This window comes from Bradyrhizobium sp. SYSU BS000235 (assembly GCF_049747295.1).
In the GTDB taxonomy this organism is placed as follows: Bacteria; Pseudomonadota; Alphaproteobacteria; order Rhizobiales; family Xanthobacteraceae; genus Afipia.
On record NZ_JBMHJM010000001.1, the window covers coordinates 724834 to 750532 of the forward strand.

A 25699-nucleotide genomic window follows, 5' to 3' on the forward strand; every position below is an offset into this window, starting at 1 on the left:
CACGATCAGCGGTAGCGATCAGCTTGGTCGAGGAAGCCTTTGACATAACTGCCAACGGCATCTTCAAGCTTGGTGAAACCGCCATTGTAACCTGCACGGCGAAGGTGATCGACCTCAGCTTCGGTGAAGTATTGATAACTGCCGCGAATTTGCTCCGGCATGTCGATGTATTCGATGTTCGGCGCAGTGCCGAGCGCACTGTAGGCCGCGAGGATCAAATCCCGAAAACTGCGGGCATGGCCGGTACCGACGTTGAAGATGCCATTCACGGAGCGCGTCGCCAGCAACCACATGATCACGCGGACAACGTCATCGACATGAATGAAATCGCGCCGCTGGTCTCCATCGGCAATTCCATCACGATGCGATTTGAACAACTGCACGACACGTCCCGATTTGACATCATCAAACCGGCGCGCCAGCACGCTCATCATCGTGCCTTTGTGATATTCATTCGGACCGAACACATTGAAGAACTTAAGACCGGCCCATTGTGGCGGCATTTTTTCGCCCTGCACGAGACGTTCAGCGACCGCCATGTCGAACAGATGTTTGCTCCATCCATAGAGGTTCATCGGCCGCAGCTTCCTGAGCGCCTCCAGGGAAGCATCATCGCGGAAGCCTTGATCGCCGTCGCCATAAGTCGCGGCCGACGAGGCGTAGATAAACGGTGTCCCGCTCGCCGTGCACCAGTCCAGCAGACGCATCGACAGCCGAAAATTTGTCTCGATGACAAGATCGCCGTCGGTCGCCGTGGTTTCCGAGATGGCGCCGAGATGAATGATCGCATCGAGCTTCCGGCCGCTTAACCACTGCATCAGTTCCGCGGGAGGAACGACGTCGGCCAATTGGCGCTTGGCCAGATTGCGCCACTTCCCGTCAGTCCCCAAAAAATCGCAAACGGCCACGTCCGCGCGGCTCGCATCATTGAGCGCGGCAACAACGTTCGATCCGATAAACCCGGCTCCACCGGTCACCAGCAGCATGAAGAATCCCGCCCAGTTGATGTTCGTGTGGTAGTTCAGGAGTTCGCTTCATTTTCCGGCGCGCGCTTCAAGCGAACTTCTGAACCTAAACCACACTCAGATCATAAATTTGCTAGTGTTCTTTCGAATCCAAAGTTCGCTATGGAATGCGCCGAACTATGAGGCAAGCTTTGGATTCGAGGCACTCGCCACCTTTGACTCACTCCAGCCCGGCAGGCAACTCAACTCGCCGTCTGTAATGTGAACAGTTTCCGCATCTACAAAATGCCGACTGGACGGCGCGCAAACGACGCGCTAACCGGCTGATTGTGCAGGACTCCTGCTTCTGTAGGCTCACATAATAAATGAATAAAGATTCATTTTTAGGCGAGATGGGACTGCCCCCCGATCCGGCAGAGACCAGTCCAGTCCTGATCATTCCATACATGTGGATCGGCGACTTCGTCCGCGGCCACACCGTTGTTCGGGTGCTCAAGGAGCGCTGGCCTAACCGGCCTGTGGACCTGCTGACCACGAGCCTATGCGCGCCACTCGTCGATTACATGCCCGGCGTCCGCAGAGGGATTGTCTGGGATCTGCCTCGCGGCCGGCTGGCGCTGGCCAAGCAATGGGCGTTGGCGAAACAGTTCCGGGAGGCGGGTTACGGCACGGCCCTGGTGATGCCCCGGACCTGGAAGTCGGCCATTGCACCAGCGCTCGCCGCGATCCCGCAACGGACCGGCTTCGTCGGCGAGGTCAGGTTCGGGCTGATTAACGATTGGCGCTGGGGCGAGAGAGCCATGCCCCGCTTCATCGACAAGAATGCAACCCTCGCGCTTCCTGCGAATGCACCGCTGCCGAAGACAGAATGGCCGGTGCCGCAACTGATGGTTCCAGCGGATCAGGTGGCGGCGTGGCGCGCAGCAAATGGACTGGGCACCAGTGCCGCTATCGCCCTCGCCCCAGGCTCGGTGGGCGCCTCGAAACGCTGGACCTATTATGCGGAAATAGCGCGCATGTTCACCGAACGCGGACTGAACGTCTGGGTGGTCGGAGGACCGGGCGAAAAGACCATCGCGGCCGACATCGTCCGCGCGGGAGGTCCGTGCGTTCGCGACCTGACCGGGACCGACCTGCGCAACGGCATCATGGCGATGGCCGCAGCCAAACTCGTGATCTCGAACGATTCGGGGCTGATGCACATCGCTGCCGCCATCGGCACGCCGACCATGGGCATTTTCGGCCCGACCAGTCCCTATCACTGGATGCCGCTCAACGGCCTTGCCGCCACGGTCAAACGGCCGACCGACCTGCCCTGCCAGCCGTGCCACCGCCCAATCTGCACGGCCAACGACCATCACTGCATGCGCGATATCCCGGCATCGGATGTCGTCAACATCGCGCAGGATGTCATGACGAGGGCCGCGGCCAACGCCCCCGCGTAACGTCGGGACCTTGCGCAGACAGGGTCCGCTGACTACCAATGATCAACGATTTCAACGAACACGGTGACATGTGAGCAAGGATCGGATCGCCGCGCATTTTCAAAGCTCGTTTGCCGGCCTGTCCAATGCCGTGCAGAGCCGCGAACTGCTTACCACAGCGCACACCATCGCCAATGTCACCGCCGATGCCTTACGCGCAGGAAACAAGCTGCTCCTGATCGGCAATGGCGGCAGCGCGGCTGATGCCCAGCACATCGCCGCAGAAATCGTCGGACGCTACAAGCAGGAACGTCCCGGCTGGGCGGCGATCGCGCTCACCACGGATACGTCCGCCCTCACCGCCATCGCCAACGATTACGGTTTCGAGCAGGTCTTCGCGCGGCAGGTTCAGGGCCTCGGCAAGCGCGGCGATGTGCTGTTCGCGCTGACCACGTCGGGTCGCTCGCCCAACATTCTCGCTGCTTTACGCGTTGCACGCGATCTCGGCATCACCACCATTGGATTTACCGGCCTGAAGGGCGAGAGCATGCGCGCGGCATGCGACCATCTTCTGGTCGCGCCGAGCGAAGACACACCTGTCATCCAGCAGATCCACATGATGGTGATGCACGCCATTTGCGATGACGTCGAGGAGGCGATGCTGCGCGGAAAACAGAAGGCATGAGCGGCAATTCTGCTTCGCAACTCAAGCCCGCGGCTTTTCTCGACCGCGATGGCGTCGTCAACCATGACGATGCCTATATCGGGACCCGCGACAGAATCCGCTGGATGCCCGGGGTTGCCGGCGCGATCCGCAAGCTGAACGACGCCGGCTATCTCGTCTTCCTCTTCACCAACCAGTCGGGTGTCGCGCGTGGTCTTTTCACCGAAGACGATGTTCGCACCCTGCACGCCTGGATGTGCAGCGAACTCGCGCGCGAAGGCGCACGTATCGACGACGTGCGCTATTGTCCCCATCACCCTGATGGAACAGTGCCGGCCTACACCAGCGAATGCGATTGGCGTAAACCGCAACCGGGAATGCTGCTCGATCTCATAATGCACTGGCCGGTCGACAAGGACCGCAGCTTCGTGATCGGAGACAAGGATCGCGATCTCGAAGCCGGCGCAGCGGTCGGCATCAAGGGATTTCTGTTTTCTGGCGGAAATCTCACGGATTTCGTCGATACGATTCTGGCGCAGCAACAACGCTGATCGTCAAGCAGCAGCGAGCAACTTCTGCGCGGCTTCGATCACGCGCTCGAACGAGGGATACATCCCCTTTCCGCCGATCACAGTCATCGGGCCGCTTCCAACCGGCCCCGTAAGTCCCGGGTCTGTCGCGAGAAACACGGCAATCAGTGGCACGCTATACGCCGCCGCGAGGTGAAGCAGCCCGGTGTCGACGCCAACCACTAGTGATGCATTGGCAATGACCTTTGCCGTCGCATCGAGCGGCTGGCGATCGAGCACACGACTTCCCGGAATCGCTGCAACGAGCCGCTCACAACGCAGGCGCTCGCGCTCCGATCCCCACGGCAGCAACACATCGAGGCCTTGTCCGCGCAACCACTTTCCGATTCCGATCCAGTCGACCTCGCGCCACTCCTTGGCGGCTTTCGACGTTCCGTGAAGCAGCACCGCATAACGCGACGCTTCATCTTTCGGCGGCCTGATCAATCCATAGTCGATCGCATCATCGGGCGAGTAACCGAGACTCAGTCCGGTCAACAGCCGGTTGCGCGTCACCGCATGCTGATTGCGCGCTACCTTGTGCGTGACATCGTAGAAGCGCGATGCGATCGGCTCGCGAATGCTGGCTGCATCATAACCGTGCCGTTCGCCTTGCGCGGTCCGCGCGATCAAGGCCGAGCGAATAAGCCCCTGGGTGTCGATCACCTTGTCCGCATTCACCGCTCGCATGCGCGCCTTGAACGCAGATATGTCGCGCCATGTCGACGATTGCAGAAGCTGCGAACGCCAGCGGCGCGTCGACACCGAAATCACATCGTCAACGCCCGGATGAAGCTTCGCCAGCGGCGCAAACGCCTCTTCCACGACCCACGTGACGCGAGCCTCGGGATAGCGCCGTCGCGCATCGGTCATGGCGGGCATTTGATGCACCACGTCCCCGAGGGAAGAGGTCTTTATGAACAGAATATCGCGCATCGGACGAGTGTCAGAGGTTTGGCGTTACATTTCGGAAACCATAAAGCAGGTTCCTGCCCGAAAAGCCATGAAATGAGCCCGAAAAGCTGACGGCTTAATACTTCAATTCCACCGTTAGGCGGCACGATGCCGGCAAATTGAAAGTGCCGCATGTCGTGCCGGCTTCGACGAGAGATTGAAATATGACCGTACTTGTGACCGGAGGCGCTGGCTATATCGGCAGCCACACAGTTCGAGCACTGGCGGATGCCGGTGAAAGCGTCGTCGTGATCGACAATCTTTCGACCGGCTTTTCGCATTTCCTTCCCGAGAACGTGCCGCTGTTCATCGGCGACGCTGCTGACGAAAATCTCGTCGAGGGTGTCATCGCCCAGCACAATGTGGAATCGATCATTCACTTCGCTGGCTCGGTAGTCGTCCCGGACTCCCTCCGCGATCCGCTCGGCTACTACCGCAACAACACCATGACCACGCGCAACCTGCTCAACGCCGCCGTGAAGTGCAACGTCAGCCGTTTCATCTTCTCGTCCACCGCAGCGGTCTACGGCAATCCGGATTACATGCCTGTTCCCGAGGAGGCTCCAACGCGTCCGTTGTCGCCCTACGGGTCATCGAAGCTGATGACGGAAATCATGCTCCACGATGTCGCCAGCGCGCATGGCATGAACTATGTCGTTCTCCGCTATTTCAACGTCGCAGGCGCCGACCCGCAGGCGCGCATCGGGCTCGCGACGGTTGGCGCCACGCACTTGTTGAAAATCGCGGTCGAGGTCGCAACCGGACAGCGTGCCAAGATCGACGTCTTCGGAACCGATTACCCCACCGCCGACGGAAGCTGCATTCGCGACTTCATCCATGTCACGGATCTCGCGCAGGCACATCGCGCAGCCCTGGCTTACCTCAACCAAGGTGGCCCATCGGTCACATTGAACTGCGGCTACGGCCGCGGCTATTCGGTGCTGGAGACCATCGAGGCGGTGCGCCGCGCATCGGGGCGCAATTTCGCCGTCCAGTATGCGGATCGCCGGCCCGGCGACATCATGACGATGATCGCTGACACCACACGGATTCGGGCGACCCTGGACTGGACCCCGCAATACGACACTCTCGACACCATCGCCCGTCATGCCCTGGCGTGGGAGGAAAAACTGCTCGGCGAGCGTGGAACCGAGCCCCGGCAGGCCCTTTCAGCGTAGTGCACAATTCGCTGAAAATCCCTGTTTTTACTTGAATATTCGCCCCATAGCGGGCATTGAGACGGACGTTTCGCACAAACCCTGACGGGCGCTTGACCGTCAATGGAACGCGGATGACCGAGCTCCCAAGAAAAATTACCGACGACCCGTATGGCGCCGCGGCGCTGATCCGCCGCCTGATCACCGAACAGGGCCTCCATTACTGGCGGCGCTATCTCGTTGCGTTTGTGCTCATGGCCGTTTCGGCCGGCGCAACGGCGGGATCCGCATGGCTGCTCGGTGAGGTGATCAACAAGACCTATATCGATCGCAGCGTTCCCGGCATCATTTCGCTGTCCCTCGTCATCATCGTGCTGTTCGCGGCCAAGGGGGCCGCAACCTACGGTCATAGCGTGATCCTGGCCCGGATCGGCAACGCCATCCTCGCCAACAACCAGCGCCGGTTGTTCGCCAAGCTGATGCGGGAAAACATCGGCTTCTATTCGGACCGCCACTCGTCGGAGTTCCTGGCACGACTGACTGCGGGTGCACAGTCGGTCACGCAGGTCCTCAACCTGCTGATCAGCGCCGTCGGCCGCGATTTCCTGTCGCTGGTCGGCCTCGTCGCGGTGATGGTGATCCAGGATCCGTGGATGTCGATCTCCGGCCTGCTGGTCGCGCCGCCGGCCATGTTCTTCATCCGCAAGCTGGTGCGACGGATCAAGCACCTCGCCCACGATCAGTTCACCGGCACCACCGACATTCTGGAGACCATGCAGGAATCCCTGCAGGGCATCCGCACCGTCAAAGCCTTCACACTTGAAGACACGATGCAGGCCCGCATCGACAACAGCATCGCTGCGGTCGAAGCCAACGCCAACAAAATGTCACGGGTGCAGAGCCGGTCCAGCCCGTTGATGGAAACGCTTGGCGGTTTTGCCATCGCAGGTGCGCTGATGTACGGCGGCTACCGCGTCATCGCCACCGGTGCTGCGCCCGGACAGTTCTTCTCGTTCCTGACGGCATTCCTGCTGGCCTATGAGCCGGCCAAGCGGCTTGCCCGCCTCAACATCGAGCTCAACAGCTATCTGGTCGGCGCCCGCAAGCTGCTCGAGATCGTCGACAGCCCGGCGAGCGAACCGGACGACGGCGACAAGCCGGCATTGACGCTGACCAAGGCGCAGGTCGAATTCCGCGACGTGACGTTTGCCTATCGGAACAACGAGACCGTTCTCAACCGCATGAGCTTTGTCGCAGAGCCCGGCAAGGTCACTGCGCTGGTCGGCCCGTCAGGCGGCGGCAAGTCCACGGTGCTGGCGCTGCTGCTTCGCTTCTACGAGGTGAAGTTCGGGGCCATCGTCATCGACGGCCAGATCGTCTCGGACGTCTCGCGCCGTTCGCTGCGCCAGCAGACCGCCTATGTCGGCCAGGACGTCTACCTGTTCCGCGACACCATTCGCGAGAATATCGCCTTCGGCAAACCCGGCGCGACGGATGCCGAAATCATTGCGGCTGCAAAGGCCGCCTGCGCCCATGACTTCATCATGAGCTTCCCGCTCGGCTACGACACGCCGGTCGGCGAGCATGGCACGCAACTCTCCGGCGGCCAGCGCCAGCGCATCGCCATCGCCCGCGCGCTGGTGAAGAACGCGCCGATCATCCTGCTCGATGAAGCCACCGCTGCGCTGGATTCCGAATCCGAGAAGCTGGTGCAGGAAGCGATTGAGCATCTGTGCCAGAACCGCACCACCATCGTCATCGCGCATCGCCTGCATACCATCATGCATTCCGACCAGATCCTGGTGGTCGAAGGCGGCCAGATCGTCGAGACCGGCCGGCATGATGACCTGCTGCGAAGCGGCGGGCGCTATGCCTCGTTCTTCCGGCTGCAGCATCGTGAAGCGCCGCCGCTAGCCACCATCGCGGCGAGCGCGTAAGGTCCCGCAATTAACCCTGCCGTCTCCTTCCCGTCTCCTTCCCACCATTCGGATGTCCCATGAGTGCCAGCGCTTTCGTCATTCCTGCAGCCCCGCAGCCATCCCTTCCCGTCGCGGGCGAGGCCAAATCATTTCCGGTTCGTCGCATCTGGTGCGTCGGCCGCAACTATCTCGAACACATCCGCGAGCTGGGCAATGACGAGCGTCAGCCGCCCTTCTTCTTCGCCAAGCATGCGGACATGATCGTCGGTGAAGGTGCAACCATCGCTTATCCGCAGTTGACCAAGGACTTCCAGCACGAGGTCGAGATGATCGTGGCGCTGAAGAGCGGCGGCATGAACATCACGCCGGACAAGGCGCTCGATCACGTCTACGGCTACGGGGTCAGCATCGACCTCACCCGCCGCGACCTGCAGATGGCGTCCCGCAAGAAGGAACAGCCTTGGGAAATCGGCAAGTCGTTCGACCAGTCGGCCCCCTGCGGCGCGCTGCGCCCAGCGACCGAAATCGGCCATCCGGCAAAGGGCAAGATCTGGCTGTCGGTGAACGGTACCGAAAAGCAAAAGGGCGATCTGTCGGAGATGATCTGGAACGTTCCTGAAATCATCTCGAAGCTGTCCCTCCAAGTGTCGCTCGGCGCGGGCGACATCATCATGACTGGAACGCCCGCAGGTGTCGCCGCGCTGCAGCCCGGCGACAAGATCGAATGCGGCATCGACGGCATCGGGACCCTGAAGGTCGCGATCGCTTAAAGCTCTTCGCTGGTGTGGCGTCTCGCAATTGCCGACGTCCACACCAGCATTTGAGTTCAGCCGCTTAAGCCGCCAGCGCCTTCTCCACCGCTGCGGCCATCGCCAACAGCGCGCGGTCGTTGCCATGACGGCCGATCAGCATCAGTCCGCATGGCAGCGCGTTGTCGAACTTCATCGGCAATGACACGCCGCATACATCGAAGAAATTCCAGATCGACGTGTTGCGCAGCGCCTGCACGTTGCGCTTGAGGTAAGTCTCCTCGACCGAAATCTCCTGCAGCGTCGGCGCCACGATCTGCGTCGTCGGCATCACCAGCACATCGACCTCATCGAACACCTTGTCCATCTCGGCGATGGCGATGGCGCGATCACGCATGTTGAGGATGTAGTCCGCCGCACTGATATCCTTCGAGCGCAACAGCCGTGCGCGCACATTGGGGTCGTAGCCTTCGGCGGCTTCCTTCAAGAGATCACGATGGATCGCGAACGCTTCAGGCGGCGCAATGCCACCGCGCTCGTTGATCGCGTGCATCTTGCTGAGCGCACTGAGCGTCACGTCCCGGCCCGACTTCCACTTGGACGACAATTTCGCCAGCGCCTGCGGATACGTCTTGCCCACAATGTCATCGAGCCCCTCGATCGGGAGCCCCTGCGCGAAGCCCGCGCGGATGCTGCCGATCTCGCGCGCCTCCAGCGGCGCAGGTTTCTCGTCGGCAATCACGGCGTCGGTGGCAGCGCATTCCGCGACGCTCTTGGCCAACGGCCCGATAGAGTCCAGCGTGAACGACAGCGGAAACGCGCCTTCGCGCGACACACGCTTGACGGTCGGCTTGAAGCCCACCACGCCGCAGAAGCCCGCGGGGATACGCACCGAGCCGCCGGTGTCGGTGCCGATGGCGATATCGCCGATGCCGTCAGCCACCGCGACGCCTGCACCCGAAGACGAACCGCCAGGCACGCGCGAACGGTCCGCAGGATTGCCGGGCGTACCGTAATGCGGATTGGCGCCGAGGCCGGAATAGGCGAATTCGGTCATGTTGGTCTTGGCAACAATCACCGCGCCGGCATCGCGCAGACGCTTGACGATGACTGCGTCCTTGGTGGCGGGCTTGTTACGCGGCGCCAAAACGATCGAGCCCGCGCGGGTGACTTCGCCCTCCACGTCGAACAGGTCCTTGATGGTGAACACCGTACCGTCGAGCGGCCCGAGCGCCGAACCCGACTTGGCACGGGCATCCGCGGCGTCGGCCGCTTTGCGGGCTGCGTCGGTATAGACCGTGAGGCAGGTGCGGCTGCCTTCACCGGCAGGATCATTGATGCGCACGAGGGCTTGTTCGAGGCGGTCTCGGGAGGATGTCGTCATGATGAGCTTGTCGTCCGGGAGATAAGGAAAAGGTGGGAAGATGTCTGGTAGCGCATTTTGGGGCGCAGTGCCCGAAATTATTTAAAAAGGGTGCCGTACTCATCGCCTCTGCTAAGTGATGCCCGTCCGCTGGTCCAACCACCCCTGCTATGCTTCACTGCCTTTTTTTTCGAGGCTCCACATGCCCTCCTCCGAAATCGACGCCATCCGCGCGCTGCTCGTTGCAAAGGCCCGGCCAGTGGGATGGGCGCAGCGGCGCGAGCGGCTGGACGAGATCGGATCGGTCTGGCCCGTTGCCGATGACATCACACTCTCAAATGTCGAACTCGACGGCATTCCCGGCGAATGGTCGCTTGCCCCCGGCAGTGACGCGACACGCGTGCTGCTGTTCTTCCACGGCGGCGGGTATTGCTCGGGCTCGATCACAAGCCATCGCCGCATGGTGACGGAAGCCGGCCGCGCGGCGAAGGTTCGTACACTTGCGCTCGGCTATCGCCTTGCGCCGGAACATCCGTTTCCCGCGGCACGCGACGACGCCATGGCGGCGTGGCGCTTTCTGCGCGCGCAAGGCTATGCGCCTTCGCAGATTGCCATCGGCGGCGACAGCGCCGGCGGCAATCTCACAGCCGTGCTGATCAACCTGTTGCGCGACCAAGGCGGACGCCCGGCCTGCGCGTGGCTGGTGTCGCCCTGGACCGACCTCACCATGTCGGGCAACTCGCTCGCCACCAAGGACGCAGTCGATCCGATCATCCACAAAGTCTATCTCGGCGAACTCGCCGATGCGTTTGTGCCGATGGGTATTGAGCGCAACGATCCGCGCATCTCGCCGCTGTTCTCCGATCTGCACGGCTTTCCGCCGACGCTTATTCAGGTCGGCTCGCACGAGACGCTGCTCGACGATGCCACGCGCTTTGCGGCGGCAGCCGGCGCGGCGGATGTGGATGTGACATTGGAGGTCTGGCCCGAGATGATCCACGCCTGGCCGCTGTGGAATGCCCACCTCGAACCTGGCCGCCACGCGCTCGCCCAAGCAGGCATGTTTATCCGGCACCATATGTGAAGGCCTGCCGCTGATTCCGCCGGACTCAGGCCGGACTCAGTAAGAGCGCTTCTCGAAGAGAGATGTGAAGGAATGAAGAGATCAGCGCGTGATTAGGATCCTGAGCCGGATCACCATCGCACTGTCTGACTTGGCACGATAAATGACGCTTGCGTCGCTGGGGTTGACCTTTCGAAGTAAATGCGGACGCCCGCCAGGACGATGATCGTCAAGGCAAGCGCCGCAATCAGCTCGATCAATCGCTGATCGTGCCAGCCATCGCCTATATTACGCATTGGATTTGACTCCACGTGCAGATGACAAATCAATGCACGCGGAGATCAGGAAGTTCCCAGTGCAAACGCAGCAAAGCATGCTGCGATGCAGAGGGGTTTTCGCTTAGCTTTTAAAGTTATTTCACCGGTAGAGGCCGTGCCGTCGCTTCGATAGCCTGCGGCGGCCTACCCCTTACTTCTTCAACACCACCGTGGGCTGATCCTTCTCAGCGATGTCGATCACCAGCAGCTTGAGCGGCTCCTGGCCGGGATTCAAGCCGCGATGCCACTGGCCGACAGCCTCCAGGATGAAGTCGCCGGTTTTGAAATCCTCGGTCTTGCCGGTGTCATCGTTGATGACCCGAAGCGAGCCCGACAGCACATAGCCGTAACGGGGAAACGGATGCTTGTGTTCGGGCAACGCGGCGCCGGGTGCGATCTCGTAAGTCGACACCACAACCTGCGCATCCTTCTGCGGCAGCACGATCGGCTGGCCGCTGGATGTCACTGTCGTCGACAGAACGCGCTTCACCACGACTTGCTGGCCTTCCGCATGCAGCGGCGCCGCGAGCAGCATCAAACCAGAAGCAATCAACGCAGACCTCATCTCGGTATCTCTCTCAAAATCACGCGACACACATCGCGCGCCAATATTCTGGAGAATTGTTACCGGCGTATATATGGCGCTGTATAAGCGCTGCCATCACGGTTGATTGTTCGATGATCAAAAACACGAAACCCCGGCTCGCGCCGGGGTTTTGTGAGAAGCATTCTATTAGGAGCACTGATATGGGCCGCCGGATATCCGGCGGTTTCATCACAAGGGCCGGCTGAGCTGGTCTTCCGTCACAACCCGTTCGACGTTCTCGGTCTTGCTTCGGATGCGATAGCGGATGCGACCATCGGCTTCGACCGGCATGCGCGCGATGACGGTATAAACGTTGGAGCGGATGTTGTCGGCACGGCCTTGTGGCCCCTGCTGCTGATGACAGACATCGTCATCCTTGGAAAAAAGGTGCGCCATCCGATTCGTCCTGTTGGCTGTTTGACTTCGCAATGTTTACCACTTTTGGCTGACAAAAGGAGATAAATAACGCGGTGCGCGCGGACAAAACGCGAGTGGCGACAAGGAGTTCGCCTCGTGAAATGCCCAAACAAAAACCCCGCCACTGCTGACGGGGTTTCATCAAATCGTTCCAGTACATCCGTGAAACGACTTTGAGCCAGCTTAAGGAACGCCGTTCCGGTACATCCGCGGAATGGCGCCTGAACTGCCTGTTAGATCAGGGAGAGATTTTCTGCGCTGACCTTGCCGCGCATCTTGTCGGTCTTGATCTCGTAGGAGACCTGCTGACCTTCCGCGAGGCCCGTCAGGCCTGCACGTTCAACCGCGCTGATGTGAACGAACACATCGGTGCCGCCGTCATTCGGCTGAATGAAACCAAAGCCCTTTTGGCCGTTGAACCACTTCACTGTACCTGTCGTCATTTTGCTATCCTCTAGGCGCACGCATGCGCATTGCCGCGCAACATCGCGCGAACCGATCCAATTTTCAGCGATGTTTTGGAAAGGGGCCTGAGGCGCTTTAACAAAAGCAATGCCAGCAATCGAACTCAATTACACACTAATAGGTTACAGCGCGAAAGCAAGGCTTCAATTGTGTTCACTCGGGGGCAGGATCCCCTCCTTTGAACCTCGTAATACGCGCCAGAAACCCCATATATCGCAATGGGACGCCTACAACGAAAGCAGGTGCGATGACAAAACAGCCGACGACCTCCCAGCTTGACCGTGCCGAACGCATGCGCATTGCTGCTGAAGCTGGGGCTGAGGCCCGCGCCCACTTTCAGGCTCAGGACATTGCCATCCGCAAGAATATGGAGCGGCTTCGCGCGATGCGCCTTGCGAAAGAAGCTGAAGACGCTGCCAGCGCTCCGCCAGAGGTCGCGCCTAAACAGCGCGTTGAAAGGAAAAGGCGGCCGAAGTCGTTTACATGACATGAAGGTTGCTTCACCAAAAAAAACGGCCCGGACATCCGGGCCGTTTTCTTTTGGTGTCACATGCTCAGTAGCGGTAGTGATCCGACTTGTAGGGTCCTTCCTGCTTCACGCCGATGTAGTCGGCCTGATCGCGGCGCAGTTCGGTGAGCTTCACGCCGATCTTGGCGAGATGCAGCCGCGCAACCTTCTCGTCGAGGGACTTCGGCAGCACGTACACTTCCTTCTTGTACTTGCCGTCTTTGTTGTTCGCGAACAATTCGATCTGCGCCAACGTCTGGTTGGTGAAGGACGCCGACATCACGAAGGACGGATGGCCCATCGCGTTGCCGAGGTTCACGAGCCGGCCTTCCGACAGCATGATGATGCGATGCTTGTCGGGGAATTCGATCTCGTCGACCTGCGGCTTGATGTTGGTCCACTTCAGGTTACGCAATCCGGAAATCTGGATCTCGTTATCGAAGTGCCCAATGTTACAGACGATGGCGCGATCCTTCATCGCACGCATATGATCGACAGTGATGATGTCCTTGTTGCCGGTAGCGGTGACGAAGATGTCGGCGATTGGCGCAGCATCTTCCATCGTCACAACCTGATAGCCTTCCATCGCCGCCTGCAGCGCGCAGATCGGATCGACTTCAGACACCATCACGCGGCAGCCGGCCTGACGCAACGAGGCCGCCGAACCCTTGCCGACGTCACCGAAGCCGGCGACCATCGCGACCTTGCCCGACATCATCACGTCGGTGCCGCGGCGAATGCCGTCGACCAGCGACTCACGGCAACCGTAGAGGTTGTCGAACTTCGACTTGGTGACAGAGTCGTTGACGTTGATCGCAGGCCACAGCAGCGTGCCCGCCTTCTGCATGTCGTAAAGGCGATGCACGCCCGTGGTGGTCTCTTCCGAGACGCCCTTGATCGACTTGGCGATCTCCGCGAAGTAGCCCTTCGGCTTTTCCTTGAGCTGTTTCTTGAGCAGCGCGAAGAACACTTCTTCTTCTTCCGAACCGGGCTTGTCGAGGAACGCGGTATCGCCGTTCTCCGCCTTCAGGCCGAGATGGACGTACATGGTGGCGTCGCCGCCATCATCGAGGATCATGTTGGGGTGGCCACCACCATGCCAGTCGAACAGCTTCGCAGTATAATCCCAGTAGTCCTTTAAGGTCTCGCCCTTCACGGCGAACACCGGAATGCCGGCGGCGGCGATCGCGGCGGCCGCGTGATCCTGTGTCGAATAGATGTTGCACGAGACCCAGCGGATGTCGGCGCCGAGCGCCTTCAGCGTTTCGATCAGTACACCGGTCTGAATGGTCATGTGCAGCGAGCCGGCAATACGCGCGCCCTTCAGCGGCTGCTTCGGGCCGTATTCCTCGCGCGTCGCCATCAGGCCGGGCATTTCGGTTTCGGCCAAGGAGAGTTCCTTGCGGCCGAAATCGGCGAGGCCGATGTCGGCGACAATGTAATCGGTAAAACCGGCGGGTGGTTTGGTCATGCGATCTTTCCTGCTGTGCGCCCTCTGCCATTTGCGGACCAGGGCTGGAGAAAGGGCCGGCGTTCACCGGCCCTGCGTTCTTGAATGCCGTCAGCAATGCTCTTCACAGCGCGTCATGCGCTCCCTCCTCCCGCCAGCGGGAGGAGGTGAAGAGCGACGCTTAAACCGCGCGCTTGAGCGCGTCAGCGAGATCGGTCTTTTCCCACGAGAAGCCGCCATCGGCGTCCGGCGTTCGGCCGAAGTGGCCGTAGGACGACGTGCGCGCATAGATCGGCTTGTTGAGGTCGAGGTGCTTGCGGATGCCGCGCGGGGTAAGATCCATCGATTCCGCCACGGCCTTCTCGAGCTTGTCCTCGGAAACCTTACCGGTGCCGTGGGTGTCGATGTAGATCGACAACGGGCGCGCAACACCGATGGCGTAGGAGAGCTGCAGCGTCGCCTTGTCCGCGAGGCCGGCCGCAACGATGTTCTTGGCAAGATAACGCGCGGCGTAAGCAGCCGAACGATCCACCTTGGTTGGATCCTTGCCGGAGAACGCGCCACCGCCGTGAGGCGCCGCACCACCGTAGGTGTCGACGATGATCTTGCGGCCGGTGAGACCGGAGTCGCCATCGGGACCGCCGATGAAGAACTTGCCGGTCGGATTGATGTGCCAGACGGTCTTGCCGTTGATCCAGCCTTCCGGCAGCGCCTTGCGCACGTACGGCTCAACGCGCTCCCGCACCTGGTTCGAGGTCATGTCCTCGACGAGATGCTGATGCGAGACGACGATCTCGCGCACGCCGACCGGCTTGCCGTTTTCATACTGCACGGTGACCTGGCTCTTGGAGTCCGGACCCAGCACCTTTTCGACGCCCGAGTGACGCGCTTCCGAAATCAGGCGCAGGATCTTGTGCGCGTAGAAGATTGGTGCCGGCATCAGTTCCGACGTTTCATTGGTGGCGTAACCGAACATGATGCCCTGGTCGCCGGCGCCCTCTTCCCTGTTGGTGCCGGGCTGCAGCGCATCGACGCCCTGCGCGATGTCCGCGGACTGCGGATGCAGCAGGATATCGATGTCGCAGGTGTCCCAGTGGAAGCCGTCCTGCTCGTAGCCGATGTCCTTGATGGCGTTGCGCACCACCTTTTCGATCTGATCGTTGGTGACTGACGAAGGCCCGCGGGTTTCGCCCGCGATCACGACCTTGTTGGTGGTGGCGAGGGTTTCGCATGCCGCACGGATCGCCCATGGATCGATACCGGCCTTCGGCCCTTCGCGGTAGAACAGATCAACGATCTCGTCCGAGATACGATCGCAGACCTTGTCCGGATGACCTTCGGACACCGATTCGCTTGTGAACAGATAAGACGCGCGCATCAACTAATCCCTTCAAGATGGACCCTGTGGTCCGTTCGGATTTCAACCAGATTCCTAATCACGACGACGCGAGATGACGTAGGACTCATCAAAGAACCAAAGACCGTTATGCTTGCGCAGCACGTCCCTGGTGGCATCAAGATAACGGCCGCTTTGGGTCACGTCCGTCAGACGGTCGTCTTCGACCTGAGCGACATACACCGCCGCATTCCAAGCTGCAAAGGCCGTGGAGGTGCCGATCGGCCCCATGACCTCGTTGGGCAAGGCTTCCATATCGTACCGGAAGATCGACCGGTTATCCGCATAAGCATTGAAGTTGAGCTCGCGCCCCGACGAGCCGAGCTCATACTTCACGGCGCGCAGCAACTCATGGCGGCTGACCGCAAAAGGATTTTCTCCCGGCCAGACCGACTGCACGATCTCCATGCCGGGATCGTTGCCGTAAGAATGAATCCCGATCAAACGCCCCCCCGCGCGCAGCGACCTTGCCAGCGGCGCGACGATCCGCTTGGCGCGGAAATTGAGCGATGATCTGGCGCGGTATGGTTGCGAGGCGATCACAAGATCAAAATTGGCTTCGACCCGCCCTGCCCGGGGAATGATCGAATCCAGCAGGAAGCGATGATCCTCGCGGTAAATCACCAGCGCGATCGGCCGCTCATAGACCGGCATACCGGAACGCGCGCTGACGCTGGCGCGCCAGTTCTCTTCCAAAAAGGCCTGCAGATCCGTGATCTGCGCTTCGAATTCGCCGGATGACGCACCCTGCAGCGCGACTTCACGCCAGATCATGCCGGCCGCCGCGGTCGGCGACTTCGGCGCCAGCCAAGGCGCTTCCGCGTAGTTCATATTAGTGAGAACAAAGACCGTAGCGGGATGCTCGAACAACCGGTCGGGGACCTTGTCCAAGGTCAGCCGGACGTCCTCCAGGCTGATTTCCTTGCCTGCGACGTAGAACGGCATGTTCGGGTAACGCATGTGCATTGCGCGCATCACCCGCGCCAGCACCGTTCCATCGCCCACACCGGCGTCGAATACCCGCAATGCAGGCGGCCGAGGATGAATGCTTCCCAATTCCAACGCCACACGCTCGGCAATCACCCGCTTCTCGCCGCAGGTGTGAACGAACAACAGATATTTCTGACGGTTCTCGAAGAAGCGGAAATTGCCGGTCGGATCGCGACGCTCGATGGGCGGTTCCGGCACGGTGATCACCGGCGCGCCATCCCCAAGAAAGCCTGTAATCCGCTCCAGCGTATCGACGGTAATGCGCTTGCCCTCGCGCAACCGATGCACGAGCTTCCCGTCGTTGACCGCGCGGCGGCCAAACGTCGATTCCGCCATACCCGCCTGACGGCAGTATTCGGAGATCTGAGCGAGGAGCTGGTCGTTTTTCATCAGATCAGTGGGCAGCATTCAAGTGGGCAGAAAATAGTGGGCAGAAAGATATTGCCACACGCTTCCTACCACCATCTGCCCACGATTTAAACTGCCCGCTGCAAGAAATAAGGGGGCGGCTGGATAACTCCAGCCACCCCCCGATCAATCAAATCCGGTCTGGTACGTCAGGTGAAGTGCACGTCGCTGATGTCGATCGAGACCATCAGCGGGTCGAGCGCCGGGCGATGGTCGTCGCCGCGGGTGTAGGCGCGACGCGTCGACGGCAGCTTGATGCCATCGGCTTCAATGTAATCGAAAACAAGCTGAGCACCGGGAAAGCCGCCCGCGACATCCAGATCGTAATCGTGGCGGCGGAGCAGAAAGTCCTCGCCGAAATAGAAGTGCTGGATATCGCTATGCGTTGCGATGGACTTCGGGAAATTGGCCCGGACCACGCGCCACGTCTCGCTGCCTTCGTGCCAAGGCGCAAGCTCCGACACTTCAACGCCCGGCATGGTCAGCAGAAACGGCGTCGTGAGATATGTCCACAATGCGTAGCCGTTGAAATACGCCCTGTGCAGGGGATCCCACGGTGTCAGCTTCTCATGGCCGGCGAAGGACTGGCGCGGATTGCTGCGCTCCGCGACGACCTTGCCATCGAGCTTCTCGATGGCAATCCGGTCCGGCGTGAACCGTGTACGCTGGTCCGCGGCGCCGTAAGGGGTGACGGATGCAATTTCCTCATGCAGCCAAACGCTCATGCGCCGGGGATTGGCATCCTGCACCAGGCCCTTCATGCCCCACAGAGCACCGCCGCTGACAATGGTCGCCTCCACCTTGGTGAAGGACGTCCAGCGATCAAGACCGCCGTGGGCTGACACAATATCTGCAAGCAAGTTCTTCATGGCCTGGCTCTCCATCCCGTTGGATGCCCTAGAAGCTTACGTCCTTGCCGCATTGGCACAAATGTCCTATTTGCAACTAATTCGGACACGGATTTCAGAGGAAGGCAACGATGAGGCGGATCGGCTATATCGCGGCGCCGGACTTTCATTTCATGAGCCTTGCGGCCCTCTCCGTGTTCGAGATCGCCAACCGCACGGCGCCCCAGCGCACTTACGACGTGCGCCTGCTATCGGAAGCAGGAGGGCTGCTCACAAGCTCCATCGGCATGAGCATCCACACCCACCATTTCGACGAGACGAAGTTCGACACACTGATCGTCGGCGGCGGTTTGGGGATCGTCGAAGCAACCCCTGCTCTTGTAGCCTTCGTCCAAAGCGCCCAAACGCAAACACGCCGCATGGCCTCCGCCTGCTCAGGCGCGTTCGTCCTCGCAGAAGCCGGATTGCTGGATCATCGCCGAGCCACGACGCACTGGCTCCACGCCCACGAACTCAAAAGACGCTATCCCAAGGTGTCGGTGCAGGAAGACCGGATCTTCATCAACGATGGTCCGGTCTGGACTTCGGGAGGAGGCAGCGCCGGCGTCGATCTGGCGCTCGGAATGGTCGAGCAGGATCTGGGCGACGACATTGCCCTCACTGTCGCCAAGAAGCTTGTCCTGTATCATCGCCGCGCCGGTGGCCAATCGCAGCATTCGACTCTGCTAGACCTCAGCCCGAAGTCGGATCGCATCCAAAGTGCCATCGCGTATGCACGGCGCAATCTCAACAAGCCATTGTCGATCGGAGAGCTTGCGGCCGTGGCGAACCTCAGCCCGAGACAATTCAGCCGCGCATTTCACGCTGAGACCGGTCAGTCACCCGCGAAGGCGATTGAAAAAATGCGCGTAGAGGCCGCGAAGCTGATGCTGGAGCAAGGGCGCCATCCGATCGAAACGATCGCTGATGAAACCGGCTTCGCGGACAGAGAGCGCATGCGGCGCGCGTTTTTGCGCACCTTCGGTCAACCTCCGCAAGCGATCCGGCGAAACGCCCGCTCAGGCTGATTAGACGCCCGCTCAGCGGGTATTGCCGGCATACAAGCAGTCAGGTCGTCCCCCAGACGTCCTTCGCAATATCAGCCACCAGCCGCAGCTTGGACCACTGCTCTTCTTCGGTGAGGATGTTGCCCTCTTCAGTGGATGCGAAGCCGCACTGCGGTGACAGCGCGAGCTGGTCGAGCGAGACGAACTTTGCGGCTTCCATCACGCGCTGCTTGATATCGTCCTTGCGCTCGAGCGCGCCGGTCTTCGAGGTGACGAGACCGAGAACGACGATCTTGTCGCCCTTGGGCAGGAACCGCAGCGGCTCGAAACCGCCTGCCCGCTCCGAGTCATACTCCAGGAAATAGCCGTCATAGTTTGTCTCTGCGAGCAGCGTCTCCGCAATCGGCTCATATCCTCCGGATGACACCCAGGTCGAACGGAAGTTGCCGCGACAGATATGCGTTGTGATCGTCATGTCCGCGGGCCGCTCGGCAATCGCGTAATTGATGACGCGGGCATAGACCTGCGGAAGGCTGCCGACATCGTCACCACGTGTCCGCAGCTTTCCCAGTTCTTCCTCCGAACACAGATAGCCCCACGCCGTATCGTCGAATTGCAGATAGCGGCAGCCGACGTCATAAAATGCTTTCACGGCCTTGCGATAAGTCTTGGCGAGATCGACGAAGAAATCATCCAGGCTTGGATAGGCGTCCTGCGAAATCGCTGCGCGGCCGCCGCGGAAATGCAGCACCGAAGGCGATGGAATCGTCATCTTCGGCATCACGCGCACAGGATCGCAACGGTCCTTGAGCAGTTTGAAATGCTCGATCATCGGATGATCTGCGGGGAAATCCAGCCTGCCGGTTACACGCACGCTTTCACCGCGCGTGGTCATGCCGGCGAACTGAATGCCATCCGTCTTGTAAAGCTCGCACCCGGTCAGGTCTTTGAAGAAATCAAAGTGCCACCACGAGCGGCGAAATTCGCCGTCGGTCGCAAACTTCAAACCGGCCTGCTGTTGCCTGCGCACGGCCTTTTCGATTTCAATGTTCTCAATGCGTTGAAGATCAAGTTCGGAAAACTTGCCCGCCGCGAAGCTTTCCCGCGCATCCTTCACCCATTGCGGCCGTAACAGGCTGCCGACATGATCGGCACGAAACGGCGGCTTCAGCCTCTGCATTCCAGTCTCCGAAATCGCCGGGCGCTCTCAACGCTCGAGCACGATTGTGCCGCGTTCCAATATCACAATCCGGCCCGCGAGACCGAGTATCTTTTGAGCATGTTGTTCGACTGCCAAAAATCGCTCTACGCCCTTCGGGCGACGAAATATTTTGTAAACCTTATCGACACGCCATGTCCTGGCGGCGCCACCGATGTCATGTCTCAACGGTGAATTTGGACCCCACGACACCCAACCGAAGGGCACCGCGGCTGCAACCAGCGATATTCCGCCCCTGGGAACGAACACCTGATCGGGCCGTTGGTGCTCCAAGCCAAAAAGGAGCGATCGGTACATGTCCAAAAACACGTACATCCGAATCCCCCACAACGCCTATGTCCTGGTTGGGGATGGTCGAAAGGCCCTATTTCTCCGCAATGAAGGCAACGAACTCACACCGCGGCTGAAGACGGAGCAAGTTTTCGTCAACGACAATCCACCGACGCGTGACCAGGGATCGGATCAGCCGGGCCGGACGTACGCCAGCGTTGGTGCGCGACGAAGCAGCATGGAGCAGGCCGACTGGCACACCATTGAGGAGCAGCGGTTTGCGCGTACCATTGCCGACACGCTGGAAACTCTGGCGCGGAACAAGAAGATTCCAGGCTTCATCATCGCAGCCCCGCCCCGCACGCTGGCGGAACTGCGCCAATCCCTCAACGGCAGCGTCAAGCAACGCATCATCGCCGAGTTGGACAAGGACTTCACCGGCCATCCGGTCGATGAAATCGAAAAACACCTCACCGCTGCATAGTGTGGTGGTTTAATCCGTAAACACAACCGTCTTGAGGCCATTGAGGATCACGCGATCCTCGAGGTGATAGCGCATCGCGCGGCCAAGCACGCGGCGCTCGATATCGCTTCCCTTGCGGACCAGGTCTTCCGGTGCGTCGCGGTGGCTGATGCGCTCCACATCCTGATCGATAATCGGGCCCTCATCGAGAGCGCTCGTGACGTAATGCGCCGTGGCGCCGATCAGTTTGACGCCGCGCTCATGGGCCTGATGGTAGGGCTTGGCGCCCTTGAAGCCGGGCAGGAATGAATGGTGGATGTTGATGCAGCGCCCCGACAATTTGTCGGCGAACTCCTGCGACAGCACCTGCATATAGCGCGCCAGCACGACGAGATCGGACTTTGTGTCCTCGACCAGCTTCCACACAGCGGCTTCCTGCTGCGGCTTCGTCTCCTTCGTGATCGGCAAGTGGTGAAATGGAATGCCGCCGAAATCCAGACCGTCATATGTCTCGCGCGGATGGTTTGAGACGATCGCGGTCGGAATCATCGGCAGATCGCCAGTTCGCCACCGATAGAGAATATCGACCAGGCAGTGGTCGAACTTGGAGACCATCAACAGAACGCGCTGATGTGTCGAGCGATCGCGGATTTGCCAGACCATGCCGAACGGCTGTGCGATAACCCCGAAGCCGGCGCGAACCGTCGCCAGTTCCGACGTCGCGCCCGGCGTCTCGAACATCACCCGCATGAAGAATTGGCCGGTCTCGGTGTCGCTGTATTGCTGGGCATCGAGAATGTTTTGCCCGTTGGCGAACAGAAAGGTCGAAACGGCCGAGACGATGCCCGGACGATCCGGGCAGGACAAAGTCAGTACGAATTGTTGCTGGGACATGAAGGACCGCTACGGGAATGCATGACTTGCGGCGAACGCCGCAAAGGAACCAAGATTTGCGCCTTCCTCTATCACCTGCACCCCAGTTTCGCCAATCCTGTTATCACGAAGACGCTGGAAAGCAGCAGCGCCCGCCAATAGGTTAGCGGGACGAAACACATGGATTTCATCCGGAAGGACGCTATGGCGGAGAGACTGAACGGATACCGAATCTTGATCCTGGAAACCCGTGAGGAGGCGCAATTCTCCCGCCTCCTGCAGGATCAAGGCGCCAGCGTCCTGCAATGCCCGATGTTTGCCATCCACGATGCCCCTGACCCCGCCCCTATCGAGACATGGATCCGGCAGTGCATCGCGCGACCGTTCGACGATCTGGTGCTGATGACCGGAGAGGGCTTGCGGCGGTTGATGAAGGTCGCGCGGCGCATGCAAGCCGACGAAGACTTCATCGCCGCGATCGGCAAGGCACGGACATTCGCGCGCGGGCCGAAGCCGGTTCGCGCGCTGCGCGAAATCGGACTGGAAGCCCAGGTTGTGACCGAAACGCCGACGTCCGAAGGAATGGCCGATATGCTGTCGCGCCACGCGTTGAAGGATCACCGCATTGGCCTTCAACTCTATCCCGACAAGGATCACCACAAACTCATTGCAGCGATCACATCACGCGGTGCGACCGTCGAACCGGTGCTTCCTTATATTTATGATGCGGAAGCTGCCGACGCCAATATCGTCTCCGCGATCGAAGAGATGGTCCATGAACGCGTCGATGCCATCGCCCTGACAAGCTCGGGACAGGTTCGCCGCCTGATCGACGTCGCAAAAGCCCACGGTCTCGATGAACAATTGCGAGCCGGTCTGGCGAAGACACCGATTGCCTCGGTTGGGCCCGTTGTCTCCGACGAGTTGAAGGAGAACGGCCTGCGTACGGACATCTTTCCCGCCAACGATGCTTTTTTCATGAAGCCGCTGATCAGCGCGATGGCACTGGCGCTGAACAAATCACCACCGCGCATGGCACGACACCCGACCTGACTCTCCCGGCATTGAGCTTGACGAATGAATTGATAAGCTGCGTTGCGCGCATACGATATCGCGACAACAAGAAGCTGCAGAAAAGAAAACTGGGAGTGCATATGTCGGACTTGCCACTGTCGAAGTTTCGCGTGGTCGAAATCGGAACGGGCGACACGCTCGGTTACTGCGGCAAGCTGTTCTCGGACTTTGGCGCCGACGTCATCAAGATCGAACCACCAGGCGGCGATCCCGCACGCCGGATCTCACCCGTTGTCGATGCCGGCAACGGGCAGAGCGAAAGCATCACCTTTGCGTGGCTGAACACCAACAAAAAGAGCATCACGGCCGATCCTGAAAATCCAGTGGATGCAAACAGAATTCTGGCGCTGCTCGCGAGCAGCGATCTGCTGCTCGATGCGCGCCATCCCGACATTGTGGAATCATCGCTGATTTCCCATGACCGCCTGCGCCAATCGGACCCCGGCCTTGCGATTACCACCGTCTCCTGGTTCGGCGAAAGTGGGCCATACCGTAACTACGAGGCAACCGAAGCCGTCTGCCGCAGTCTCGCAGGTCTTGTGAAGCTCGTCGGACCGATTGAAGGCCCTCCCGTTCTGCCGCGCGATGGGCAAGTCGGTGTCGTTGGAGGTTTGACAGCCTTTATCCCGAGCCTCGCGGGCCTCTTCGGTCATGCCGATGGCGCACGCCGCTTCGCCGTCAACAACCTCGAGGCGATGCTGCAAATCAGCGAATTCGACACCGGTCTTGCGCTAGAGATCGGCTTTTCACGCCCGCGCCCCGGTATCAATCGCTTTGGCCGCGGCTATCCAAGCGGCGCCTTTCCCACCAAACATGACTGGCTCGGCGTTACCGTTGTCACTCCGGCGCAATGGATCGCGTTTTCCAAAATGATCGAGCGGCCGGACTTGGGAGTGGAATCAAAATACTCCTCACACATCGGGCGTTTCACACATGCCGACGAGTTGAAGCAAATCATCTCGCCGATCCTGCTGACACGCACCGCGATGGAATGGTTCGAGAAAGGCATTGAACTGCGCCTTCCCCTCGCCGTCGTTCCCGACATGAAAGAACTCTTGGCACAGGACGTTCATCGCAGCCGCGGCGCATTCGGACCTGTGACGATCGGCACCGCTTCGTTTGAGGGACCCGTCTTACCGCAGCATCTGACGCGCGCATTGCCGCGCGCAAACGGACACGCGCCGCTGCCCGGAGAAAACAAGATAACCGATCTGGCCGCGCATCAACGTGCAGCGACACGCGCAGCCACCCCACAGGATGCCCTGCCGCTGAAGGGGTTGCGCATCATCGATCTCACCATGGGCTGGGCGGGACCGACCGCAACACGCCAGATGGGCGACCTCGGCGCTGACGTGATCAAGGTGGAGTCGTGTCAGTATCCGGACTGGTTTCGCGGCACTGACACGAGGCCGCCGTACCACGAAGAGCGGACCTATGAGAAGACCTACTGGTTCCAGATGAACAACCGCAACAAGCGCGGCATCACACTGGATCTCACCACCGAGAGAGGCTTGTCGTTGCTCAAGCGTCTGATGAAGGACGCCGACGCCGTGATCGACAACTATGCTGCCGACGTCATGCCGCGGCTCGGCCTCGACGTACAGACAATCCTGGGCATCAATCCGCGACTGATTGTTGTGACGATGCCGGCCTTCGGAATGTCGGGACCATGGAGCGGCGTGCGTGCGTATGGATCGACATTGGAGCAGGCTTCGGGTCTGCCGTCAGTCAACGGCGGCCCCAATGATCCCCCAACCATGCTGCACGCTGCGCTCGGCGATCCGATCGGAGGCCTCAACGCCGCCGCCGCCTTGATGCTCGGCTTTATGCACCAAAAGATCACCGGCAAGGGCCAACACATCGATCTCAGCCAGGTGCAGTGCATGCTGCCGATGGTGGCGCCATCGATCCTCGAACAGTCCGCGACCGGTGCCACCAGCACCCGCCTCGGAAACCGCCATCCCCGGTTTGTACCGCACGGTTGCTTTCCGGCTCTTGGCATCGACCAATGGGTCACGTTGGCTGTCCGAACGGACGATGAGTGGCAGGCCTTGTGCGGTGTGATGCGGCGACCGGACCTGGCGGAAAATTCTGAACTGGCCACTGTCGCGGGACGTCGCCAGCACGAGGACGCCATCGAAACGGCCATCCGCCAGTGGCTCGCCGACGTCCGACCGGACATCGCAATGGTATCGCTTCAAAGCGCAGGAATTCCGGCCGGTATTGCAAAACTCCCGCAAGACCTCGCGGCGGATCCTCATTTGCTCAGCGTCGGCCATTGGCAACCGCGCGAACGTCCGTTCATGGGCCCGCACCTCCTGCCGTCGGTCGCTTATCGCGAAGGAAACGCAACACAGCCTTATGCGATCGACCACCTCGCCCCGACGCTAGGCCAGCACAATCACGACGTATTGAGTGGAGTGCTGGGCTTGTCCGATAAGGACATCGCCGAATTGGCGCGCGACGAAATCATCGGCACGACAGCCACAATGCCCAAGAAGCGGACCGCCCGCGCGGCGGAATAATTCCCTATGCGAAAAGC

The 25699-nt window shown here is 60.3% G+C and carries 25 protein-coding genes and 1 pseudogene; 12 read left to right on the forward strand and 14 right to left on the reverse strand.

Annotation, left to right across the window (positions count from 1 at the left end):
* Positions 1 to 5 precede the first annotated feature (5 nt).
* Positions 6 to 986: an ADP-glyceromanno-heptose 6-epimerase gene (gene rfaD / locus ACP0KA_RS03320; RefSeq protein ID WP_424627414.1), complete on the reverse strand. Its 981-nt coding sequence runs from the start codon at positions 984 to 986 to the stop codon at positions 6 to 8.
* Positions 987 to 1330: 344 nt separating this feature from the next.
* On the opposite strand from rfaD, the gene waaF reads away from it, so the two are divergent.
* The 3 genes from waaF (at position 1331) to ACP0KA_RS03335 (ending at position 3604) form a co-directional block, all read left to right on the forward strand.
* Entirely contained in the window at positions 1331 to 2410 is a 1080-nt protein-coding gene (waaF, locus tag ACP0KA_RS03325) for a lipopolysaccharide heptosyltransferase II (protein ID WP_424627415.1), read from the forward strand.
* A 70-nt stretch (positions 2411 to 2480) separates the two neighbouring features.
* Positions 2481 to 3074, forward strand: a complete 594-nt coding sequence (locus tag ACP0KA_RS03330) for a D-sedoheptulose 7-phosphate isomerase (protein ID WP_424627416.1) — start codon at positions 2481 to 2483, stop codon at positions 3072 to 3074.
* Positions 3071 to 3604 carry a D-glycero-alpha-D-manno-heptose-1,7-bisphosphate 7-phosphatase gene (locus tag ACP0KA_RS03335; RefSeq protein WP_424627417.1) on the forward strand — a complete coding sequence of 178 codons (534 nt, stop codon included), beginning with the start codon at positions 3071 to 3073 and terminating at the stop codon, positions 3602 to 3604. Before ACP0KA_RS03330 ends, ACP0KA_RS03335 begins: the two co-directional genes overlap by 4 nt.
* Positions 3605 to 3607: 3 nt before the next feature.
* Here the strand turns inward: ACP0KA_RS03335 and waaC are convergent, their stop codons facing one another.
* The gene (gene waaC / locus ACP0KA_RS03340; protein WP_424627418.1) at positions 3608 to 4558 is read right to left on the reverse strand and encodes a lipopolysaccharide heptosyltransferase I; all 951 of its coding nucleotides are present in this window, start codon (positions 4556 to 4558) and stop codon (positions 3608 to 3610) included.
* A 182-nt stretch (positions 4559 to 4740) separates the two neighbouring features.
* Between waaC and galE the strand changes: the two genes are divergently transcribed.
* The 3 genes from galE to ACP0KA_RS03355 all read left to right on the forward strand — a co-directional run bounded on the left by galE (position 4741) and on the right by ACP0KA_RS03355 (position 8422).
* Complete coding sequence (gene galE, locus ACP0KA_RS03345; protein ID WP_424627419.1) at positions 4741 to 5754, forward strand: UDP-glucose 4-epimerase GalE; 1014 nt, start codon at positions 4741 to 4743, stop codon at positions 5752 to 5754.
* Between the two features lie 113 nt (positions 5755 to 5867).
* On the forward strand, positions 5868 to 7670 hold the full coding sequence (locus tag ACP0KA_RS03350; RefSeq protein ID WP_424627420.1) for an ABC transporter ATP-binding protein: 1803 nt from the start codon (positions 5868 to 5870) through the stop codon (positions 7668 to 7670).
* Between the two features lie 59 nt (positions 7671 to 7729).
* A complete protein-coding gene (locus ACP0KA_RS03355) occupies positions 7730 to 8422 on the forward strand; it encodes a fumarylacetoacetate hydrolase family protein (protein WP_424627421.1) in 693 nt (230 codons plus the stop codon).
* Between the two features lie 64 nt (positions 8423 to 8486).
* Here ACP0KA_RS03355 and ACP0KA_RS03360 read toward each other — a convergent pair whose 3' ends face one another.
* Positions 8487 to 9785 (reverse strand): amidase, encoded by a 1299-nt coding sequence (locus tag ACP0KA_RS03360; RefSeq protein ID WP_424627422.1) that lies wholly within the window; start codon positions 9783 to 9785, stop codon positions 8487 to 8489.
* A 181-nt stretch (positions 9786 to 9966) separates the two neighbouring features.
* On the opposite strand from ACP0KA_RS03360, the gene ACP0KA_RS03365 reads away from it, so the two are divergent.
* Positions 9967 to 10848: an alpha/beta hydrolase gene (locus ACP0KA_RS03365; protein WP_424627423.1), complete on the forward strand. Its 882-nt coding sequence runs from the start codon at positions 9967 to 9969 to the stop codon at positions 10846 to 10848.
* A 110-nt stretch (positions 10849 to 10958) separates the two neighbouring features.
* On the opposite strand, the gene ACP0KA_RS03370 is transcribed toward ACP0KA_RS03365, so the two are convergent.
* From ACP0KA_RS03370 to ACP0KA_RS03385, 4 genes are all read right to left on the reverse strand, one after another.
* The gene (locus ACP0KA_RS03370; RefSeq protein WP_424627424.1) at positions 10959 to 11123 is read right to left on the reverse strand and encodes a hypothetical protein; all 165 of its coding nucleotides are present in this window, start codon (positions 11121 to 11123) and stop codon (positions 10959 to 10961) included.
* A 172-nt stretch (positions 11124 to 11295) separates the two neighbouring features.
* Positions 11296 to 11709, reverse strand: coding sequence for a cupin domain-containing protein (locus ACP0KA_RS03375; protein WP_424627425.1), 414 nt, complete (start codon positions 11707 to 11709; stop codon positions 11296 to 11298).
* 210 nt (positions 11710 to 11919) lie between these two features.
* A complete protein-coding gene (locus ACP0KA_RS03380) occupies positions 11920 to 12126 on the reverse strand; it encodes a hypothetical protein (protein ID WP_424627426.1) in 207 nt (68 codons plus the stop codon).
* Positions 12127 to 12380: 254 nt separating this feature from the next.
* Positions 12381 to 12590, reverse strand: a complete 210-nt coding sequence (locus ACP0KA_RS03385; RefSeq protein ID WP_424627427.1) for a cold-shock protein — start codon at positions 12588 to 12590, stop codon at positions 12381 to 12383.
* Between the two features lie 269 nt (positions 12591 to 12859).
* Between ACP0KA_RS03385 and ACP0KA_RS03390 the strand changes: the two genes are divergently transcribed.
* Entirely contained in the window at positions 12860 to 13099 is a 240-nt protein-coding gene (locus tag ACP0KA_RS03390) for a transcriptional regulator (RefSeq protein WP_424627428.1), read from the forward strand.
* A gap of 67 nt (positions 13100 to 13166) precedes the next feature.
* Here the strand turns inward: ACP0KA_RS03390 and ahcY are convergent, their stop codons facing one another.
* The 4 genes from ahcY to ACP0KA_RS03410 form a co-directional block, all read right to left on the reverse strand.
* Positions 13167 to 14591 carry an adenosylhomocysteinase gene (gene ahcY, locus ACP0KA_RS03395; protein ID WP_424627429.1) on the reverse strand — a complete coding sequence of 475 codons (1425 nt, stop codon included), beginning with the start codon at positions 14589 to 14591 and terminating at the stop codon, positions 13167 to 13169.
* Positions 14592 to 14751: 160 nt separating this feature from the next.
* Complete coding sequence (gene metK, locus ACP0KA_RS03400) at positions 14752 to 15948, reverse strand: methionine adenosyltransferase (RefSeq protein WP_424627430.1); 1197 nt, start codon at positions 15946 to 15948, stop codon at positions 14752 to 14754.
* Positions 15949 to 16002: 54 nt separating this feature from the next.
* Positions 16003 to 17346, reverse strand: a complete 1344-nt coding sequence (locus tag ACP0KA_RS03405; protein ID WP_424631478.1) for a hypothetical protein — start codon at positions 17344 to 17346, stop codon at positions 16003 to 16005.
* A 167-nt stretch (positions 17347 to 17513) separates the two neighbouring features.
* Positions 17514 to 18233 (reverse strand): hypothetical protein, encoded by a 720-nt coding sequence (locus ACP0KA_RS03410; RefSeq protein WP_424627431.1) that lies wholly within the window; start codon positions 18231 to 18233, stop codon positions 17514 to 17516.
* A gap of 110 nt (positions 18234 to 18343) precedes the next feature.
* Between ACP0KA_RS03410 and ACP0KA_RS03415 the strand changes: the two genes are divergently transcribed.
* The gene (locus tag ACP0KA_RS03415) at positions 18344 to 19279 is read left to right on the forward strand and encodes a GlxA family transcriptional regulator (protein WP_424627432.1); all 936 of its coding nucleotides are present in this window, start codon (positions 18344 to 18346) and stop codon (positions 19277 to 19279) included.
* A 40-nt stretch (positions 19280 to 19319) separates the two neighbouring features.
* On the opposite strand, the gene ACP0KA_RS03420 is transcribed toward ACP0KA_RS03415, so the two are convergent.
* Positions 19320 to 20438, reverse strand: coding sequence for a cobalamin-independent methionine synthase II family protein (locus ACP0KA_RS03420; protein ID WP_424627433.1), 1119 nt, complete (start codon positions 20436 to 20438; stop codon positions 19320 to 19322).
* Positions 20439 to 20477: 39 nt separating this feature from the next.
* Positions 20478 to 20555 (reverse strand): annotated as a pseudogene (locus ACP0KA_RS03425) (ABC transporter ATP-binding protein); the annotation flags it as partial.
* 217 nt (positions 20556 to 20772) lie between these two features.
* On the opposite strand from ACP0KA_RS03425, the gene ACP0KA_RS03430 reads away from it, so the two are divergent.
* Positions 20773 to 21231, forward strand: a complete 459-nt coding sequence (locus ACP0KA_RS03430) for a host attachment protein (RefSeq protein ID WP_424627434.1) — start codon at positions 20773 to 20775, stop codon at positions 21229 to 21231.
* Between the two features lie 9 nt (positions 21232 to 21240).
* Here ACP0KA_RS03430 and purU read toward each other — a convergent pair whose 3' ends face one another.
* Positions 21241 to 22104, reverse strand: a complete 864-nt coding sequence (gene purU / locus ACP0KA_RS03435) for a formyltetrahydrofolate deformylase (protein WP_424627435.1) — start codon at positions 22102 to 22104, stop codon at positions 21241 to 21243.
* A 183-nt stretch (positions 22105 to 22287) separates the two neighbouring features.
* Between purU and ACP0KA_RS03440 the strand changes: the two genes are divergently transcribed.
* Positions 22288 to 23136, forward strand: a complete 849-nt coding sequence (locus ACP0KA_RS03440; RefSeq protein ID WP_424631479.1) for a uroporphyrinogen-III synthase — start codon at positions 22288 to 22290, stop codon at positions 23134 to 23136.
* Positions 23137 to 23237: 101 nt separating this feature from the next.
* On the forward strand, positions 23238 to 25682 hold the full coding sequence (locus tag ACP0KA_RS03445) for a CoA transferase (protein WP_424627436.1): 2445 nt from the start codon (positions 23238 to 23240) through the stop codon (positions 25680 to 25682).
* Positions 25683 to 25699: the final 17 nt, after the last annotated feature.